The organism is Mesorhizobium sp. M1338, assembly GCF_040318045.1.
Taxonomy (GTDB): Bacteria; Pseudomonadota; Alphaproteobacteria; order Rhizobiales; family Rhizobiaceae; genus Mesorhizobium.
The window spans coordinates 118,969-137,226 of record NZ_JAMYLL010000013.1 but is presented as its reverse complement, the minus strand read 5'-3'; the positions used below and the strand labels follow the sequence as shown (position 1 = coordinate 137,226).

Below are 18,258 nucleotides of genomic sequence, written 5' to 3'. Positions count from 1 at the left end.
CGCCGTCGTCGAACGCGGCACTCCGTGGAGCAAAAGTCCACCCGCAAACCACACCGCCTGAGCTAATGGTTGCGCTTCTCCCACAAGGGGAGAAGGAAAGAACACTCCCCTACTCCGCCGTGCCTTCCTCATATTCGGCCGACATGGTCAGCCATTTTTCCTCGTGGCCGGCCAGCGTCTGCGCGAGTTGCGAGCGCTCCTTGGCCAAACGGGTCGCGGTCGAGGGATCCTTTTCATAGACAGCAGGATTCGACAGCTCGTCCTCGATGCCGTCGATGCGCTTGCGGATGCGGTCCATCAGCGCTTCGGTGGCGCGGATCTCCTTGGCCAGCGGCTCGAAGGCGGCGCGGCGCGCTGCCGCGTCGCGGCGGCGATCGGCTTTTGACGCCTTGTCGGCCTCGCGCTTGCCGCGGCGGTCGCCGGACACGCCGGTGACCAGCGTCTTGTAGTCTTCCAGGTCGCCATCATACGGGTTGACCGCGCCGTCCTTGACCAGCCACAGCCGGTCGGCGGTCGCTTCCAGCAGATGCCGGTCGTGCGAGATCAGAATGACGGCGCCGGGAAATTCGTTCAGCGCATGGATCAGCGATTCGCGGCTGTCGATGTCGAGATGGTTGGTCGGTTCGTCGAGGATGAACAGGTTGGGGCCCTCGAAGGCCGACAGGCCCATCAACAGCCGTGCTTTCTCACCGCCCGACAGATCCTTGGCGGCGGTGTTCATCTTCTCGGTCGTGAGGCCGAACTGGGCGACGCGGCCGCGCACCTTCGATTCAGGGGCCTCCGGCATCAGCCGGCGGACATGCTCGTAGGCGTTTTCCTCAGGCCGGAGATCATCGAGCTGATGCTGGGCGAAGATCGCCACCTTCAGCCCGGGCGCCACCGTCATGGTACCACTCTCCTGCTTGAGCCGGCCGGACAGCAATTTGGCGAACGTCGACTTGCCGTTGCCATTGGCGCCGAGCAGCGCGATGCGGTCGTCAGCGTCGATGCGCAGCGTCATCTTCTTGAGGATCGGCTGCCCGTCGGTGTAACCGACATTGACGTTGTTCAGCGCCACGATCGGCGAGGCCACCGTCTTCACCGGTTCGGGGAACGAGAATGGCCGCACCGAATCGTTCACGATCGCCGCGATCGGCTTCATCCTCTCCAGCGCCTTGATGCGCGACTGGGCCTGCCTCGCCTTGGAGGCCTTGGCACGGAAGCGTTCGACGAAGGATTCCATATGTTTGCGGGCGGCTTCCTGCTTGACGCGGCCCTTCTCCTGCAACTCCTTCTGCTCGGTGTACTGGCGCTCGAACTGGTCGTAGCCGCCGCGCCAGAAGGTCAGCTTCTTCTGGTCGAGATGGACGATCGAGTTGACGGCGCGGTTGAGCAGGTCGCGATCGTGCGAGATCAAGAGCACCGTGTGCGGGTATTTCGACACATAGTTTTCCAGCCACAGCGTGCCTTCGAGATCGAGATAGTTGGTCGGCTCGTCGAGCAGCAGAAGGTCGGGCTCCGCGAACAGCACCGCGGCGAGTGCCACGCGCATCCGCCAGCCGCCGGAGAAGGACGAGGCGGGGCGGCGCTGTGCCGCGTCATCGAAGCCGAGGCCGGCGAGAATGGTGGCGGCCCGGGATTCGGCGGAGTGGGCGTCGATATCGGCCAGTCGCATATGGATATCGGCGATACGGTGCGGATCGGTCGCCGTCTTTTCCTCTTCGAGCAGCGCCGAGCGTTCGAGATCGGCCTTGAGCACGATCTCGATCAGCGCATCCTCGGTGCCCGGCGCTTCCTGCGCCACCTGGCCGATGCGGGTGCTCTTCGGCAAGCTGATCGAGCCCGTCTCCGAGGGAAAATCGCCGGTGATGGCCTTGAACAGCGTCGTCTTGCCGGTGCCGTTGCGACCGACAAGGCCAGCCTTGGTGCCGGCCGGCAAGGTCAGCGAGGCATGGTCGAGAAGCAGGCGTCCGGCCATCCGGAGCGAAAGGTCGTTGATGATCAGCATGGCCGCGCTTTTGCACTGGACATCAACGCTTCGCAAGACCTTGTGGGCCAGTTGGCCGCACAAGGTCTTGAAACGACGCCCGCGAAGGCGCCGTCAAAGCAGTCGATCAGTGGCTCGCCTAGCGGCCAGGCAGCGCTCAGGCAGGGACCTTGCGCTTCGCTTTGGTAACGGCGGCCGGCGCTGCTGCCGGCTTGCGGCCAAGTCCTGTCGACTTTGCCAGCGCCGACCGTTTCGCCGAGTAATTTGGCGCAACCATCGGATAGTCCGGCGGCAGACCCCATTTGGCCCGGTAGTCGTCTGGGCTCAGGCCGTGGTCGGTCCGCAGATGCCGCTTGAGAGACTTGAACTTCTTCCCGTCCTCAAGACAGATGATGTAGTCGGGAAACACCGACTTCTTCGGATTCACTGCCGGAACAAGATTTGGAGTTTCCGTGACAACCGCACCGGCGAGCTTGCGAACCGAAGCACTGACGCTGGCAATCAGTTCGGGCAAGCCAGAAGCCGGAAGTGGATTGTTGCCTACATAGGCCGAGACAATATCGGCCGTCAGCTCGATAACGGTCTTATCATCGATATTTGACAATTCTTTCATCCTATTTGCGACAATATCTTCCACCCCAGCGAAGACTTATGTCGATGTATCTCTTTACCCGCGTCCCCCTACGGACCGCCAACTCTCAACAAGGAATCAAGAACCGGCAAAATAGCTTTCATGCGAAATCGACGTCGCGCAAATTAGAAAATCTAATACTTCGAACCAGCAGACTTCGCGGCGAGGCTATCGGCCAATATCTCTAGAATACGCTTCCAGCGGGCGCAACGCCCGAAATCCTTCTGTTCTATCGCCTTTTCGGCCTTCATCGCGGCGTAAAGCGGCGCCTCGGCGCCAAATTCCTTGATCAGCCAATGCGCTTCCTGAATGTCCAGACGTTCATTTTCGTCAAACATGGCATTTTCGTCAAACATGATTTTCGGCCTCCGAACGTTCCACACCGACCGCGACGCAACTGCCGATGACCAGGACGGCTCCGACAATGGCCGTCATCGTCAGCCGTTCACCGGACAGGGACAGCAGCAGGGTCGAAGCGATCGGCGTGAGATAGGCGACGACCGCGACCTTGCCGCTGCCTTCGAGCTTCAGGGCGCGCGACCAGAAATAGTAGCCCAGTCCCATCGGACCGGCGCCGAGATAGAGGCCGAGAGCCAGGTCCGTGCCGACGGGCCAGGCGAAACCGTCGTGAACGCACCACAGAAACGTCAAGGCGACACCAATCAGCGCCGATGGCAGCAACAGACGTTCCGGCGAGGTGACAAACCGTCCCACCATGATCGAATAGAAGGCCATGCACAGCGCGGATCCGAATGCGGTGAGATAGCCGACGAGATCACCCTGGAGCCACGATTGGTTACGCCCTCCCGAAATCACCAATGCAACGCCAATGAAGCCCACCACCGCGGCAAGGCCCAGCAGCACCGGGCGCTGTGGATTTTCAAAGGCGATGACCGCCGCCGCGACCATCAACGGCCAGGTATAGGCCACCAGATTGGCCTCGATCACCGGCATCGAAGCAAAGGCCATGTATTGCAGCACCATGGTGCCGACGAGGCCGATAAAGCCGACCGCGAGAGGCACGAGCGCGGCCCCGGCCGCAACCGGCGCGGCGCTCTCCCTGCTCATCAACCGGATGGCGGCGAAGACGAGTGCGGCGCCTGCAAATTGCAGGAACTGCACCTGCGACACCGGGTGGCTGGCCAGCAGGGATTTGCCGACCAGCGCGTTGGTCGACCACAACGCCACCGCGCCGGCAGCGAAGACCAGCGCGGATATCGAGCCTGACCCATGCCGAAAGGTCCGGCATGGGGCTCTATCTCTATGTTTGACCATGATCCTGCCCGAAAACCGGTTCCCACTTTTCGGAATCATGGCTCGTCACCACGATTCCCTGGCTCCGCCCGGAGCCGGCGCGTCAACCGCGGCGGGCACGGGATGCTCTGCCTCGAACCGGCGATAGGCCGGCAGCTGGTTGGTCCAGACATCTTCGGCCAGTTCGTTGACCCACTCACGGTCGTGGTCATTGTCGGCGGCGAGATAGAACATGCGGTTGTCGTCGACATAGGGTTTGGCCACCGAGCGCTGGTTGAGCACCAGCGTGACGCGCTCGCCGAACCGGATCGGGGCGGTGCGATGGAGGACGCCCAGGAACTGCCCCAGCGTCGCGTAGTTCATCTTGTGATCGATGCGCATGACACGGTTGCGCGGGATCTCGCGGCCGGATTCGAGGATGGCGCGGCCGGTTTCGGAGTCGTCACAGTAGATTTCGAGATGGCCGCCGACCAGCGGATTGCTGATCGACAGTGGAATGAGTTCGGTGACCGGAACGCCATCGCAATGCCATTCCACGGCGCCGTCCTTGGGGTTCATGAAGGTGACCGTCGAGCCGACGATCGACAGCGGATAGGGCTCCAGCTTGGTGCCCATCATGTCGGACAGCCGCTCCAGGCGCAGCTTGTCATGGAGCAATTCCCTGATCTCGGGGATGAAACGGTCTGCCCCGGTGATGAAGGTCAGATCGAGGTGCTTGTGCACGGCATGGCTGGCCTTGAGCTTCAGAGCAGCCTCCTCGATCGCGGCAAGCAGTGCCGGATCGTAGCCATGCAGATATTGCGCGACGCCGAAACTCGACACTTTCCAGGCGGTTTCGTGACCGATGATGGCCTCGCGGCTCATCGCATAGCGCAATTCGGGTATGATATGGGCGTTCATTGTACTTCTCCAAGTGAGGGCAATCACTTAGTTAGCAGTCGATTAAATTAGCATCCCCTGTAAAATTAGGAATGCTGGTGCTAGTGTAAGCTCAGCTTAAGGTCGAAACCGTGCGTCTGCTCAGTCAGGTCAATCTCAATTCGCTGAAAATCGTGGAAAGTGCCGCGAGGCACGGGAATTTCACGCGCGCCGGCGAAGAACAGTTTATCACCGCTTCAGCGGTCAGCCAGCGCGTCAAAAGCCTGGAGGATCAGCTGCGATTCAAGATCTTCCAGCGCGGCGGCAATGCGGTGTCGCTGACGCCGGAGGGCGAGACCTATGTCTCGCGCGTTCGCGAGGCGCTGGAGAGAATCGTCGCCGCCAGCATGGAAGCGACCGGGCAATCCCAGGAACATGTGCTGAAGATATCAGTGCTGCCGACCTTTGCGGCACGCTGGCTGTTTCCGCGCCTGCCGCTGTTCCAGCAGCGATATCCCGACATCGTGATGCGGGTCTCGACCTCCTACGCGACGCATGAGTTCACGACCTCCGAGTTCGATCTTGAAATTCGCTATGGCGACGGTCACTTGCACGGGCTGCAATCCGATCTGCTGTTTCGGGAAGACCTGACACCAGTGTGCAGCCGCAAGCTGTTCCATGAAGTTCTTGGCGACAAGAAGCTGTCGAAGGTGATACCGGACGACCTTAGGCACTTCACGCTGCTGCATTCCGATACCTGCACCCAGAACTGGCAATCCTGGCTTGGTTTCGCCGGCGCCAGCTTCGTGCTCAGCAAGGCCAAAAGCATTTATTTCGATTCGTGCATGATGTCCTACGAGGCAGCCAATTCCGGGATGGGTTTTGCAGTGGCCAACCGCGCCTATATGGCCAGCGATATCCGCGCCAAAAGGCTGGTGGCCCCGTTCGCCGTCCACCATCCGAACACGGCTGGCTGGTATTTTGTCTCTTCCCCGAAGAGCCTTGCCGCACGCAAGGTGCTGCTGTTCAAGCAATGGGTGATGGCGGAAGCGGCTCTGACGCAGCGCCAGCTCGACAGCGAAACCAGCGGCGAGGCCGCCATGGCTGTCTGAATTTCGGGCGAGCATTTGGTTGGCCGCCGATGAGATACGACCGGCAAGAAGCAAGTTGAGAGCCATCGGTTAATGGACGCCCAATCCATACAGCCCGCATTGGTCGGTGTGATTGTAGAGCTCGTGCCGCTTCAGCAGGACCATTCGTCGGGGCTTCTGAGCGCGGCGGCGGATGGTATGCTGTGGAACCTGAAGGCCACCGTGGTCCCCGGCACAACCGCCAAACATCGCCGGGATCAGGCGAAGGCCCTGCCTTCCTCGGTGCGCTGGAAGAGCATCAGATCCAACCCCAGGCTTGGCCGTCCCAGGATGGTCAGGATTGTATGTGCCTGGCCGCGATGATGAGTCTGGTGATTGAAGACATGGTCGAGCGCCGGCGCCAGCCTTTGTGAGACCGTGCGCATGTCCGAGACTGTCATGTAGGTGAAGCGGCCCGTCAAAGCCTTGTCATTGAGGCCGCCGACCCAATCGATGATCCTCCTGTCCTCGGCTTCACGCGCCATCCGCAGACCGGGCAAGCCCCGATGCAGGATGGCGTCCAGCGTCGTCGGCGCGTCGCCCTCGCCGGTGAAGCGCTTCAACCAGATGCGGTCGGCTGTCAGCAGGTGGTTGAGCGTGCCCATCATCGAGCCGAAGAAGGCGCCGACATTGCGGTTGAATTCCTCTTCATCGAGCTCCGCGGCGGCATCATAGATGCGTTTGTTGGCCCATTGATTATAGGCCGCAAACATCATGAAATGCTGTCTCATGGCTTCCCCTCGGCTCGCGTCGATAAGGAGGCCTACCTAACCCGCGAGAGGGCCGCCGCCAATGACCATTCTGCTCTATGACCTCGTCGGACGCGACACCACACGTCCGTTCAGCCCGCATTGCTGGAAGGTGGTGATGGCGCTTGCCCACAAGGGGCTCGACACAGCAACCGCGCCGACGCGCTTTCTCGATGTGCCCGCTGTCGAGGGCGGCGTTTCGAAAACCGTTCCGGTGATCCGCGACGGCGAGACGGTCGTTTCGGATTCCTTCGCAATCGCGCTCTATCTCGATGAAGCCTATCCGGACCGGCCGACGCTGTTTGGCGGTGAAGGCGGCAAGGCGATGGCGCGCTTCATCGAACGCTGGTCGCAACTGACCATTCATCCCTATGTGACCACTGCGGCGATCATCGACCTGCATGCCATGCAGGACGCGGAGAACGCCGCCTATTTCCGCCAGAGCCGGGAGCAGCGTTTCGGCAAGCGGCTGGAGGACGTGATGGCAGCCCGGGAGGCCGGCCTCGGCAACTTCAGGGCCTCGCTGGAACCCTTGCGTTCAATGCTCGGCTATCAGCCTTTCATCGGCGGTGCGTCGCCGCTGTTTGCCGACTATATCGTCTTCGGCGCGCTGCAATGGGCGCGCATAGCCTCGCCCTACCAATTGCTCGACGACGGCGACGTGGTGGCGCAATGGTTCGCCCGCTGCCTCGACCTGCATGGCGGGCTGGGACGAAAGGTGGCCGCGGCAGCGTGACGTTGAATCGCCTGTCCTTGCCGCAAGGCAGTACGTGGGCCGTCAATGTCCTGCAAGAAAGCTCAGCCGCGAGGCGATAGCCAAGCCTTACTTGGCCGCTGCCTTCTTTGGCTTGCTGGCTTTCGTGGCGGCCTTTGCTTCCTTGGGGGCGGCTTTTGCCTTGGTGGCGCCAGCTGCCTTCCTGGTTGGTTTTTTGGCTGCCGACTTCCCCGCGGCATCCTCCTGGTCGACATCGGCCGCCGCCTGATGCCAATGGCGCTCATGGTGTCCAGCCGGCTGTCCCTCTTGCAGCCAGATCTGATGCGCGCGGTTGCGAATGCGTTCCTGACGATCGTCTGCCATGATCATGTTGTCTCCATGCGGGCCGACTTCAGCGCGGCGCCGACAGGTAACTATAGCAAGCAAAGCGTTGCTGTGCAGCCATCCGATCTCGCCCGCGGCTCCGTCCGCTTCGCGGACCGCTCCTCGCCCCTTGGCAATGGGCCGGGCGGCTTGTATAGAGCCCGCCACCCTCAATTCCATTCTCAGACAAGGACGACCCATGGCGCTCGAACGCACATTTTCCATGATCAAGCCGGACGCAACCCGGCGCAACCTCACCGGCGCCATCACCAAGATGCTGGAAGAGGCCGGCCTGCGCGTCATCGCCTCGCGCCGGGTCTGGATGAGCCGCCGTGAGGCGGAAGGCTTTTATGCCGTGCACAAGGACCGCCCGTTCTTCGGCGAACTGGTTGAATTCATGTCGTCGGCACCGACCGTCGTGCAGGTGCTGGAAGGCGAGAACGCCATTGCCCTGAACCGCGAAGTGATGGGCGCCACCAACCCGGCCAATGCCGCCGAAGGCACGATCCGCAAGGTGCATGCGCTGTCGATCGGCGAAAACTCGGTGCACGGCTCCGATGCGCCGGAGACCGCGGCAGAAGAGATCAAGTACTGGTTCTCGGATACCGAGATCGTCGGCTGAGCCGATAGTCCAAAGCGTGATCACGTAAAGAAGGCTGGCGTTTCGCCGGCCTTTTTTTCGGCCGAACAGTCAGCCCGCGTGCGAACCGCATGTGCTAGGATGCCGACGATGGAGCGGACCACAGCATGACCAGTGCCATTCCGGGTTTCTTCCAAGGCACGGAGATGCCGAACAGCGACTGGTGGGAGGCGCTGTGGCCCAACCCCGCCGCGGTGGTTTCGGCAACGGGGATCAAGCCAGGCATGGACGTGATCGATCTGTGCTGCGGCGACGGCTGGTTTACGCTGCCGATCGCAAGGGTGGCTCGTCATGTCGTGGCCATCGATATCGACGCCGATCTGCTCGAAGAAGCCAGACATCGGTTGGCCGAAGACGGCGCGACGAATTGCGACTTTGTCGTAGGCGATGCCTATGAGCTTGCAAGGCTTACGCCTCGGCCTGCCGATTTCATCTTCATGGCCAACGCCTTTCACGGCGTTCCTGACCGGCCGCGTCTGGCGCGCGCGGTGCGGGCGGCACTCGGTCCGGGCGGACGTTTCGCAATCGTCAACTGGCACCAGCGTCCACGCGAAACAACGATGATCCAGGGCGAGCCTCGCGGACCGAGGACCGAATTGAGGCTGTCGCCGGAACAGACCGTGGCGGCCGCCGAGGCGGGTGGCCTCAGGCTTGCCAACCTGGTCGAGGTGCCGCCCTATCACTATGGCGCCGTATTCGAACAAACGACGGATTGAGAGGCCCGCCGCCGCCACGGCGGGTTCTGGTCACTTCGGCTGGCGATCTTTCACGTTCGCATGGGCGTTCGCTGCCTCCGTATCGGTGGCCGGTGTCTGGGTATCGGCACCCGCGAATGGACTACCCTGCCCAGGCGCGAGATCGCCGCTATGGCCGGCCTTGTTGGTCTGGAATGGGTGGCCATCGGCGCTGAGACCATGGTCAAGGGCATTGACCAAATGGTCGTCCGCCGACGCAAGGCCGGTAAGAGCAAGGAGCGATACGCCTGTGACAGCAAGGATAAGCGTGTGCGTTTTCATCTCTGGACTCCTTTGAGTTAAGCCAGAACGAGCCGCAGCAGGTCTGGCGGCTTCAACCGAGGGATATCCGAAATATCCCCTTTGCCTTGCCCGCCATGTCTGGGAGAGAAACGCTTCTCTTGCCCGAATTATTCCGAAAAAAGTTTTAGCAATGAAATACGCGCTAGCTCGCGGCGCTGAAGCGCAGGATTTCGAGGCCATCCTTGTCGGCAATGATGAGCTTGCCGGCAGCGACATTGTATGACGCAGCCTTGGCCAATGCATCGAACAGCGCCTTTTCCTCGGCCATCACCTCGGGCGCGCAGGCCTTGTAGGTCGAGCCAATGTCGCTGATCGCGATCGTCTGGCCATCGATCTTGGCGGTGGCGAAATAGGTGTTGCAGGGGCCGCTGCCGCCTGCCTTGCCAGCCTCGCTGACCCTGAACGTCGCTTGCGGCGCGGTGATGGCGCCGATGCCGTCGACATAATCGACCAGCCAGAGCTGATCAAAGACGGAAACCGCCGGCTCGGCGCTCGGCGTCACCATCTTCAGCACGATGGTCTGCGGCACGTCGGTCAGCGGATCGACCTGATGGCGGACATCGGAGATGAACAGGAGCTTGTCATCGACGGTAATGCGGGCTTGCAAAGCGTAGGTCATCCGCGACCGGATGACGGAGGGATCGAATTTAATCTCGAAGCTGATCGGCACCTGGCCAGCCGGCTTGACGGTCTGCTTGCCGATGATTTTGGCCGGTGCATCGGCCAGCGACACGTCGGCAAGCTGGACCGAGAGCACGGCACTAGGCGGCAAGGCGATGCGCTCGCGATAGATGACCTCGCCTCTCACGGAATTTTCGGCGGCAACAGACGGTTCCGGCACGGCCAATATGCCAACGACCAGAGGCACGAAACCGAAGACGAAGAACTCCGCGATCCTGTCCAGCATGACCATCTCCCCTTGCCCAGGCTGGCCAATCAGGCTGACCAACCGCAGTTAATTGGCCAAAGGATTGCGGTCAATACATGGCTGTGGCGGTATTTTAGTCGGACGATTTCCAGCGGCCGACCGCCTCGTCGTCGGCTTCCTTGGCCTCGACCCAGCCGCCCTCGGAACCGTCGGCGCGATGCTCCTTCTTCCAGAACGGCGCGCGCGATTTCAAATAGTCCATGAGAAAATTCGCCGCCTCGAATGCCGCCTGGCGATGCGCCGAGGCGGCCACTACCAGCACGATGTTGTCGCCGGGCGCGATCTTGCCGTGGCGGTGGATGGCGGTGAGACCCTGCAGCGGCCAGCGCTCGACCGCCTCAGCAGCGATGCGGGCGATTTCTGCTTCGGCCATGCCGGGATAGTGCTCGAGTTCAAGCGCTGAGAGCGCGCCCTGCTCGTCGCGGCAAAGGCCGGAGAAGGTGACGACGGCGCCGATATCGGCGCGGCCTTCCGTCAGTCTGGCGATCTCGGCGGCGACGTCGAAATCCTGCGCCTGGATGCGCACGACAGGTACGACCGCGGCGCTCATGTCAGCCCCCGGTCATCGGCGGAAACAGCGCAATTTCGCGCGCGCCCGCGATCTTCTCACGGTGTTCGACATGTTCCTGGTTGATGGCGACGCGGATCACATCGGGATATTGCAGCGCGTGCTCGTAGCTCTCGCCGCGCGATTTCAGCCAGCGCAAGAGGTCGGCGACCGTCTCGATGTCAGCGGGCAAGTCGACGTCTTCCTCAGGCATGCCGATGCGTTCGCGCACCCAGGCAAAATAGATGAGCCGGGTCGTCATCTCACTCGTCCATGATGTGCTTGAGGCCGGCTCGGAAATAGTCGTAGCCGGTGTAGAGCGTAACCAACGCCGCGATCCACAGCAGCACCAGCCCGGTCTGGGTGGTCAGCGGGAAGATCTTGTCGCCGGCCGGCCCGGCCAGCAGGAAGGCGATGGCGACCATCTGGATGGCGGTCTTCCATTTTGCCAGCTGCGTCACCGGCACCGAGACCTTGAGCGCCGCCAGATATTCACGCAGGCCCGAGACGAGGATTTCGCGGCACAGGATGATGATCGCCGCCCATAGCGACCATCCGGCGATGCCGGCATGACGGTCAGTGTCCGCGGCCAGCAGCAGCAGGCAGGTGGCGACCAGCAGCTTGTCGGCGATCGGGTCAAGCATCTTGCCGATGTTGGAGGTCTGCTGCCAGGCGCGCGCCAGGTAGCCATCCAGATAATCGGTGATCGAGGCGAGCAGGAAGATGACCAGCGCCGACCAGCGGGCGAAGTCGCTCGACTTCAAATGCCCTTCAAGAAAAAAGCACAGCACCACCAGCGGCACCGCGACGATGCGGGCGTAGGTGAGCATGTTGGGCAGGTTGAACGCGCGCTGGGCCATATCTGGGAAAACTCTTTCTGCCTGCCTACTCAAATCAGATGCCAACGTAGGGGGTCAACAGGCGACAATCGATTGGCCAGATGAAAATAGCATCCTGGCTGTCAGCTCTCGTGGAAATGATTGTAGACCAGTTTCGCCACCCGCTCTGAAATGCCGTCGACTTTCCTCAGATCCTCGATGGCGGCGCGGCTGACCGCTTTGGCGGTGCCGAAGGCCAGCAGTAGGGCTCGTTTGCGGCCCGGACCGATACCGCTGATCTCGTCGAGCGGGCTCTTGACCATCTCCTTCTTGCGGCGCGCACGGTGCGAACCGATGGCGAAACGGTGGACCTCGTCGCGCAGGCGCTGGACGAAATAGAGCACGGGATCGCGCACGGGGAGCGAAAACGAGTCCTTGCCCCTGACGAAGAAGCGCTCACGGCCGGCATCGCGGTCCTGGCCCTTGGCGATGCCGATCGCCACCACCCGGTCCTCGATGCCGAGATCCGAGAGGATCTTGCGCACCGCGCTCATTTGGCCTTGGCCGCCGTCGATCAGGATGACATCGGGCCAGGCCGGGAAGTTGCCGGAACTATCGTCTTCGATATCATCGCCCGCCCCGCCCGCAGCGTCGGCAACGGCAACATCGCCATGTTCCTTGAGCAGCCGCGAAAACCGCCGCTCCATCACCTCGCGCATCATGCCGAAATCGTCGCCAGGCGTGATCTCGGTCGAGCGAATGTTGAATTTTCTGTACTGGTTCTTCACAAAACCTTCCGGCCCGGCGACCACCATGGCGCCGACCGCATTGGTGCCCATGATGTGCGAATTGTCATAGACTTCGATGCGCACCGGCGGCTTGGCAAGGCCGAAGGTTTCGGCGAAACCGGCAAGCAGGCGTCCCTGGGTGGAGGTTTCGGCAAGCCGCCTGCCCAGTGCCTCGCGGGCATTCTGCAGCGCGTTGTCGGTCAGATCCTTCTTCTCGCCGCGCTGTGGCACAGAGATCGCGACCTTGCGGCCGGCGCGGGTGGAGAGCGCCTCGGCCAGCAATTCCTGGTCCTCGACGCCATGCGACAGAAGAATGTTCCGCGGCGTCGGCTTGTCGTCATAGAACTGCGCCAGGAACGAGCCCAACACCTCAGCCGCCTCCAGCGCCGGATCGGCCTTGGGGAAATAGGCGCGGTTACCCCAATTCTGGCCTGTGCGGAAGAAGAACACCTGGATGCAGACCTGGCCGCCTTCCTGATGGATGGCGAAGACATCGGCCTCGTCGACGGTCGCCGGATTGATGCCCTGGTGACTTTGCACATGCGACAGGGCGGCCAGTCGATCGCGATAGATCGCGGCGCGCTCGAAATCGAGAGCTTCAGACGCCTGCTGCATGGCGGCCGAGATTTCCGTCTTCACTTTCTGGCTGCGGCCGGACAAAAAGTCCCTCGCTTCGCCGACCAGCACGGCATAGTCCTCATGCGAGATCTCTCCGGTGCAGGGGCCGGCGCAGCGCTTGATCTGATAAAGCAGGCATGGCCGCGTGCGGTTCTCGTAAAAGGAGTTGGTGCAACTCCTGAGCAAAAAGGCACGCTGGAGCGAGTTGATGGTGCGGCCGACGGCGCCGGCCGAAGCGAAGGGGCCGAAATAGTCGCCTTTGCGCGAGCGTGCGCCGCGATGCTTGTAGATGCCGGGCGAAACATGATCGCCGCTCAAAAGAATATAGGGAAACGACTTGTCGTCGCGCATCAGAACATTGAAGCGTGGCCGCAAGCGCTTGATAAGATTGGCTTCGAGCAATAGCGCTTCAATCTCGGTGCGGGTGACGACGAACTCCATCGTCGATGTCTCGCGCACCATGCGGCCGATGCGGGTGGTGTGGAAGCGGCCTTGCGCATAGCTGGTGACGCGCTTCTTCAGGCTGCGCGCCTTGCCGACATAGAGCACGTCGCCGGAGGCGTTCATCATGCGATAGACGCCGGGCGCGTTGGGCAGCCGCTTGACCAGCGTCTGGATCACCTCGGCGCCGACCATGCCTTCGGCGTCGCCGGCATGCGGCGTCCAGTCGATGGCGGTGAAGGCGACATCGGGACCCGCAGGTTCGACGATCTCTTCGACCGCCTCGTCCTCGAGGTCGATATCGGGGGGCAGATCATCGGCGCCGCCGCGCGGCTTGTTCTTGTGATCCAAAGGACTCATTCCGTCATGCCTGTCACATCGGGCGTCTGCCATGCAAGATGCTGGCCGCCATCGAGCGCGATCATCTGGCCGGTGACCGAGCGCGCTTCCCAGAGATAACGGATTGTGGCGCCGAATTCCGGCAATTCCGGGCCGCGCTTGAGGATCAAGCCATCGACTTGGGCGGCAAAATCGCTGTCGTCCTGGCGTGTGTTCTTCAAGGTCGGCCCCGGACCGATGGCGTTGACGCGAATGCGGGGACCGAGCGCTTGCGCCATTGTCCGCGTGGCCGTCCACAGCGTCGACTTGGACAGCGCATAGGAGAAGTAGCGCGGCGTCGGCCGCCAGACGCGCTGGTCGATGATGTTGACGATCAGGCCCTCCTGCTCCTTAGGCAACGCCCAGGCGAAATTCTGCGCCAGCAGCGCCGGTGCCTTCACATGGACGGCAAAGTGCCGATCCCAGGCCAGCCAGTCGAAATCCAGAACCGAATCGTCGACGAACAGCGACGCATTGTTGACCAGCAGCGAGATCGGTCCGAGCGCTGCTTGCGCCTGCCCGACTAGGTCGCCTACGGCGTCCATATCGGTCAGGTCGGCGGCAACCACGGCGGCGCGGCCACCGCTGGCGATGATTGCGGCAGCCAACGCATCGGCCTCGACATGAGAACGGTTGCAATGGATGGCGACGGCAAAACCGTGGGCGGCGAGATCCTCGACGATTGCCCTGCCGATCCGTTTGGCCCCACCCGTCACCAGCGCCGTGGCCGTGACTTTGCTCATAGCGTGTCAATCCTCAATTTCGGCCCGAAAAACGGTGCCGGCGAAATATGGCCCGGCATGCGTTAAATGGCGTTCGCACCTTGGGCAGCATTGTGGCGAAACGGCCTTTTCGGCGTCCCGACTCGCCTTGGACTCGGAGCCGCCCGACCGGAATATAGGGTGCTGGACTCCTTGCACCAAGCGGTGTGCGACGCAGCACGGGACGGCTCCTGCCATTTCGCTGTTGCGAAGATGCAACGTCAAGTTTCTGCCTCATTCGTGCCGGGGAATGACCCAAGTTCAGGTTCGCTTCAGCCGCATTTTGACACGACATTTGGAACCGACGAACGCCAGATCCGTTTCACCCCCCGGGGCGGGTTGATGGCGATCGTGAGAAAAAAGCCTGTGTCCTGTGGCTTAAGGAGTAAAGAACAATGCAAGCCAATCTCAAATTCGCACGGCCGCTCGCCGTGGCGCTCGGGCTCTTCGCCCTCAGCGGGACCGCCTATGCCGCGGACGTCGTCCAGGAAGAGCCGCCGGCACCCGCGCCGATCGCCGAACTTCCGGTCGCTTCGTGGGCGGGTCCCTATGCCGGTCTCAACGTTGGCTACGGCTTCAGCGGCCGTACCAAGGAAAAGGATTTCGGCGTTGAGACCGATACCAAGGGTTTCGTCGGCAGCGTCTTCGGCGGCTACCAGTGGCAGCAGGAGAACTTCGTTTACGGTGCTGAAGCCGAACTCGGCTACAACGGCGTGAAGGGTGACGATAACGGCATCAACTCCAAGGCCGGCTTCGAAGGCTCGCTGCGTGCCCGTCTCGGCTATGCCGTGACCCCGGAAATCCTGCTCTATGGCACCGGCGGTCTCGCCGGCAGAAGCCTGAAGGTGGAAGACACCGTGCTTGACGCCAGCGACACCGCAACCATGCTCGGCTGGACCGCCGGCCTCGGTACCGACATCAAGCTGACCGACAACGTCTTCGGCCGCGTCGAGTACCGCTACACCGACTTCGGCAGCAAGAGCTTCGATGGTATCGGCAAGGTCAAGGCCACCGACAACCGCGTCACCTTCGGCGTCGGTATGAAGTTCTAAGTCGTTCAAGCCACGACACGAAAAAGCCGGGCCTCGCGCCCGGCTTTTTTTGTGTCCGGATGATCACGCGGGAGATCGAATCGATCACCCGGGAGATCGGGGTGATCAAATGGATCACCCGGGTGATCAAGTGGATCACCCGGGAATGCAGGGCTTCAGTTCTGGAAATTTCTCGTCGAAGCGTGCCGCCCAGCGCGTCAGCCGGGCGCGGCCCTTCTCCCATTTTCCGGCAAAGCGCAATGAGAGATAGCCAAGGCAGGCGCGCAACGCCATCTGGCCGGCAGTGATCTTCTTCGGCAGCTTCCGCGGGTTGGCGTTGAGCAGATCGAGTGCCGCCGTGATCTTTCCCCATTGGCGGTCGAGCCAGGGCTGGTAGACCATCTCCTCAGGCCGCGTGCGCCGTTCATAGACCATCGACAGCGCACAGTCGCAAATGCCGTCCGCCAACGCCTCCAGCACTTCCGCCTCGAGCCGCTTGTCGGGATTGCGCGGAAACAACGCGTTCTTCGACAAACGGTTGAGGTGCTGGGTAATGGCGCGGCTGTCATGGATGGAGCGGCCGTCATCGAGCACCAGAACCGGGATCTTGCCGAGTGGGTTGGCGGTCATCAAGTCGGCTGGCTTCTCGTCGGTCTTGATCGGCACCAGATCGACCGCGATGCCGGCATAGGCTGCCGCCATCCGTACCTTGGAACTGTAGGGAGAAGACGACGCGTAGAGCAGCTTCGGCATGGATCGGTTTCCTGTTTTGCAGGCGGGCAGTGTTGACCGATCGGGCGCGATGGAGCAATGGCCAGAAACGGAAAACCCGGCCGCCAGCGAGCCACGGGCAAGTCATTGGACTGTCGCAGAACTGCTGGGATTACGTGGCTCACGGCTTCCGCGCCGTCCTCGTCCGCTCTGCGAATCGTGAGATCCAAAGTCACTTCATCACCCAGGCAGCCGACCGGAATTCCGTACGGGGGCAGAAGATGACGGCAGGCGGATCAGCCGGTCAACAACCAAGACTGAAAAGCCTCACGCCGACATTTGATCCGCCATCGATGATACAAAAAAACCCCACCGGACTTCGCCCTATGGCGAAGTCCTGGGAGCTGCGAAAAGATATCCTCCGTCCGCCTCTGTTCTCGCCTTCCGAATGCCGAAGCAACGAGCGGGGCGCCTGTCAGGCACCGCCCTTGACTGTTTCGACACTGCCCCCGGCGAGGGAGGACGCGATTACTTCTTGCCGGACTTCGCGGGTGCTGCCTTCGGCTTGGCCGCGGGTGCCGCTTTCTTCACCGGGGCTGAAGACTTCGCTGCCGCCGCCTTCTTTGCCGGCGCAGCCTTCGCTGCCGGTTTCTTGGCAGGTGCAGCCTTCGCAGCCGGCTTCTTGGCAGGTGCTGCTGCCTTCTTCACCGCGGGTTTTGCCGCAGCCTTCGCGGCCGGCTTCTTGGCCGGTGCCGCCTTCGCAGCCGGCTTTGCCGCTGCCTTGGCAGGTGCTGCCTTCTTCACTGCCGGTTTTGCCGCTGCCTTTGCCGCCGGCTTCTTGGCCGGCGCTGCTTTTGCCTTGGCCGCCGCGGCCTTCGGCTTGGCAGCAGGTGCTGCTTTCTTCACTGCAGCCGCGACCTTCGCCGTCGCTGCTTTTGCGGGTGCTTTCTTTGCCGGTGCCTTGGACGCCGGCGCTTTGGATGACTGCTTAGCCATGCGATGCCCCTTCCGTTGTGCCGACGGTCGTAATGACCTGGCGCGCTCATGCATATCTGACTCGCGGCTTGCTAGCCAGCGAAGCAATAGACTGATTTTCGCAGCTTAAGTTTTGGTTACGAATGGCACACGATCGCGCTGACCATCGTAAAAATCCGCTGCTGATCTTCGATCACTGCCTAGAGTGTGCGGCTGACATCCTCCACACCCTGCGACGGCGAAGCTGTGAAGATCAGCCGCCAGCTTTGCGCATCGATCTCCGGCTGCTGACATCATAACCTGCTGCTTTAACGGCGCGATCATCTCGTGCGAGCTGGCGATCTACACTTCAATGAGATGACCGATCGCTGCTTGACCTTGTCAAGCACGATCCCATCACCCGGCCTGTTCGTGAATTGACAGACTACTCTACATCGCAGAGTATTCTGCAAGAGGAAAAGGAGAGTGCTTCAATGTCGATCACGCAGGAGCGAGCGGCGGTGTCACTGTTCGAGATTGCCGAGACGGCGCCTCATGGCGGCAGCGTCGTTGGAGGTCTCCGGCGACGCCGCATCGAAGCTGACCGATGAGTGCCGACGAAATCATCCACCAGAGCACTCGGCTCAGGATCATGGCCGCCCTGAATATGCTGGAAAGGCGAGAAACGCTGGACTTCAGCCAGTTGAAGGCCATCATGGACGTCACCGACGGCAATCTCGGCGCGCATCTCGATACGCTGGCCAGGGCCGGCTATGTCGATATCGAAAAACTGTTCGTCGGGCGCCGGCCGCAAACGCGCATCAGGGCGACGACGAGCGGACGGCGCGCGTTCCGCGGCCACGCCGCGTTCTTGCGCAAAATTCTCGATCGGGCCGAGGCAGCGCCGCGCGGAAGATAGCGTGGCGATCGCACGTATCTC

The 18,258-nt window shown here is 61.8% G+C and carries 22 protein-coding genes; 6 read left to right on the top strand and 16 right to left on the bottom strand.

The annotated features are described in order from the left end of the window. Positions 1–109 precede the first annotated feature (109 nt). From NKH19_RS15135 to NKH19_RS15115, 5 genes are all read right to left on the bottom strand, one after another. Positions 110–1,987, bottom strand: coding sequence for an ABC-F family ATP-binding cassette domain-containing protein (locus NKH19_RS15135; RefSeq protein ID WP_352868057.1), 1,878 nt, complete (start codon positions 1,985–1,987; stop codon positions 110–112). Between the two features lie 136 nt (positions 1,988–2,123). Beyond that, positions 2,124–2,579, bottom strand: a complete 456-nt coding sequence (locus NKH19_RS15130; protein ID WP_352868273.1) for a Ros/MucR family transcriptional regulator — start codon at positions 2,577–2,579, stop codon at positions 2,124–2,126. Positions 2,580–2,731: 152 nt separating this feature from the next. Continuing rightward, positions 2,732–2,935: a hypothetical protein gene (locus NKH19_RS15125; protein ID WP_352868274.1), complete on the bottom strand. Its 204-nt coding sequence runs from the start codon at positions 2,933–2,935 to the stop codon at positions 2,732–2,734. A 10-nt stretch (positions 2,936–2,945) separates the two neighbouring features. Continuing rightward, positions 2,946–3,872, bottom strand: coding sequence for a DMT family transporter (locus tag NKH19_RS15120; protein WP_352868060.1), 927 nt, complete (start codon positions 3,870–3,872; stop codon positions 2,946–2,948). A 45-nt stretch (positions 3,873–3,917) separates the two neighbouring features. Next, on the bottom strand, positions 3,918–4,751 hold the full coding sequence (locus NKH19_RS15115) for a hypothetical protein (RefSeq protein ID WP_352868062.1): 834 nt from the start codon (positions 4,749–4,751) through the stop codon (positions 3,918–3,920). A 110-nt stretch (positions 4,752–4,861) separates the two neighbouring features. Between NKH19_RS15115 and NKH19_RS15110 the strand changes: the two genes are divergently transcribed. Further along, entirely contained in the window at positions 4,862–5,821 is a 960-nt protein-coding gene (locus NKH19_RS15110; protein WP_352868064.1) for a LysR substrate-binding domain-containing protein, read from the top strand. Between the two features lie 236 nt (positions 5,822–6,057). Here NKH19_RS15110 and NKH19_RS15105 read toward each other — a convergent pair whose 3' ends face one another. Next, entirely contained in the window at positions 6,058–6,570 is a 513-nt protein-coding gene (locus tag NKH19_RS15105; RefSeq protein WP_352868066.1) for a DinB family protein, read from the bottom strand. Positions 6,571–6,631: 61 nt separating this feature from the next. Between NKH19_RS15105 and NKH19_RS15100 the strand changes: the two genes are divergently transcribed. Continuing rightward, on the top strand, positions 6,632–7,324 hold the full coding sequence (locus NKH19_RS15100) for a glutathione S-transferase family protein (RefSeq protein WP_352868067.1): 693 nt from the start codon (positions 6,632–6,634) through the stop codon (positions 7,322–7,324). Between the two features lie 87 nt (positions 7,325–7,411). Here the strand turns inward: NKH19_RS15100 and NKH19_RS15095 are convergent, their stop codons facing one another. After that, positions 7,412–7,666, bottom strand: a complete 255-nt coding sequence (locus tag NKH19_RS15095) for a DUF2934 domain-containing protein (protein WP_352868068.1) — start codon at positions 7,664–7,666, stop codon at positions 7,412–7,414. Positions 7,667–7,865: 199 nt separating this feature from the next. Here NKH19_RS15095 and ndk point away from each other — a divergent pair, with 199 nt between their 5' ends. Both ndk and NKH19_RS15085 read left to right on the top strand, forming a co-directional pair. Continuing rightward, a complete protein-coding gene (ndk, locus tag NKH19_RS15090) occupies positions 7,866–8,288 on the top strand; it encodes a nucleoside-diphosphate kinase (protein ID WP_352868071.1) in 423 nt (140 codons plus the stop codon). Between the two features lie 125 nt (positions 8,289–8,413). After that, positions 8,414–9,022 (top strand): class I SAM-dependent methyltransferase, encoded by a 609-nt coding sequence (locus NKH19_RS15085; RefSeq protein ID WP_352868074.1) that lies wholly within the window; start codon positions 8,414–8,416, stop codon positions 9,020–9,022. 30 nt (positions 9,023–9,052) lie between these two features. Here NKH19_RS15085 and NKH19_RS15080 read toward each other — a convergent pair whose 3' ends face one another. The 7 genes from NKH19_RS15080 to NKH19_RS15050 all read right to left on the bottom strand — a co-directional run bounded on the left by NKH19_RS15080 (position 9,053) and on the right by NKH19_RS15050 (position 14,604). After that, positions 9,053–9,322: a hypothetical protein gene (locus NKH19_RS15080; RefSeq protein WP_352868075.1), complete on the bottom strand. Its 270-nt coding sequence runs from the start codon at positions 9,320–9,322 to the stop codon at positions 9,053–9,055. A gap of 163 nt (positions 9,323–9,485) precedes the next feature. Next, the gene (locus tag NKH19_RS15075) at positions 9,486–10,250 is read right to left on the bottom strand and encodes a YbaY family lipoprotein (RefSeq protein WP_352868077.1); all 765 of its coding nucleotides are present in this window, start codon (positions 10,248–10,250) and stop codon (positions 9,486–9,488) included. 94 nt (positions 10,251–10,344) lie between these two features. After that, entirely contained in the window at positions 10,345–10,821 is a 477-nt protein-coding gene (locus tag NKH19_RS15070) for a molybdenum cofactor biosynthesis protein MoaE (RefSeq protein ID WP_352868079.1), read from the bottom strand. A gap of 1 nt (position 10,822) precedes the next feature. After that, positions 10,823–11,080 (bottom strand): molybdopterin converting factor subunit 1, encoded by a 258-nt coding sequence (gene moaD, locus NKH19_RS15065; protein WP_352868081.1) that lies wholly within the window; start codon positions 11,078–11,080, stop codon positions 10,823–10,825. Between the two features lies 1 nt (position 11,081). Then, entirely contained in the window at positions 11,082–11,678 is a 597-nt protein-coding gene (pgsA, locus tag NKH19_RS15060) for a CDP-diacylglycerol--glycerol-3-phosphate 3-phosphatidyltransferase (protein WP_352868083.1), read from the bottom strand. Between the two features lie 101 nt (positions 11,679–11,779). Continuing rightward, positions 11,780–13,843: an excinuclease ABC subunit UvrC gene (gene uvrC, locus NKH19_RS15055; protein WP_352868085.1), complete on the bottom strand. Its 2,064-nt coding sequence runs from the start codon at positions 13,841–13,843 to the stop codon at positions 11,780–11,782. Next, positions 13,840–14,604, bottom strand: coding sequence for an SDR family oxidoreductase (locus NKH19_RS15050; RefSeq protein ID WP_352868087.1), 765 nt, complete (start codon positions 14,602–14,604; stop codon positions 13,840–13,842). The genes uvrC and NKH19_RS15050 overlap by 4 nt, the downstream gene beginning before the upstream one ends. Positions 14,605–15,017: 413 nt before the next feature. Between NKH19_RS15050 and NKH19_RS15045 the strand changes: the two genes are divergently transcribed. Next, positions 15,018–15,674 carry an outer membrane protein gene (locus NKH19_RS15045; protein ID WP_352868089.1) on the top strand — a complete coding sequence of 219 codons (657 nt, stop codon included), beginning with the start codon at positions 15,018–15,020 and terminating at the stop codon, positions 15,672–15,674. Between the two features lie 135 nt (positions 15,675–15,809). On the opposite strand, the gene NKH19_RS15040 is transcribed toward NKH19_RS15045, so the two are convergent. Continuing rightward, positions 15,810–16,406, bottom strand: coding sequence for a glutathione S-transferase family protein (locus NKH19_RS15040; RefSeq protein WP_352868091.1), 597 nt, complete (start codon positions 16,404–16,406; stop codon positions 15,810–15,812). 486 nt (positions 16,407–16,892) lie between these two features. Then, positions 16,893–17,360 (bottom strand): hypothetical protein, encoded by a 468-nt coding sequence (locus NKH19_RS15035; protein WP_352868093.1) that lies wholly within the window; start codon positions 17,358–17,360, stop codon positions 16,893–16,895. Between the two features lie 565 nt (positions 17,361–17,925). Between NKH19_RS15035 and NKH19_RS15030 the strand changes: the two genes are divergently transcribed. Next, positions 17,926–18,237 carry a transcriptional regulator gene (locus NKH19_RS15030; RefSeq protein WP_352868094.1) on the top strand — a complete coding sequence of 104 codons (312 nt, stop codon included), beginning with the start codon at positions 17,926–17,928 and terminating at the stop codon, positions 18,235–18,237. Positions 18,238–18,258 lie beyond the last annotated feature (21 nt).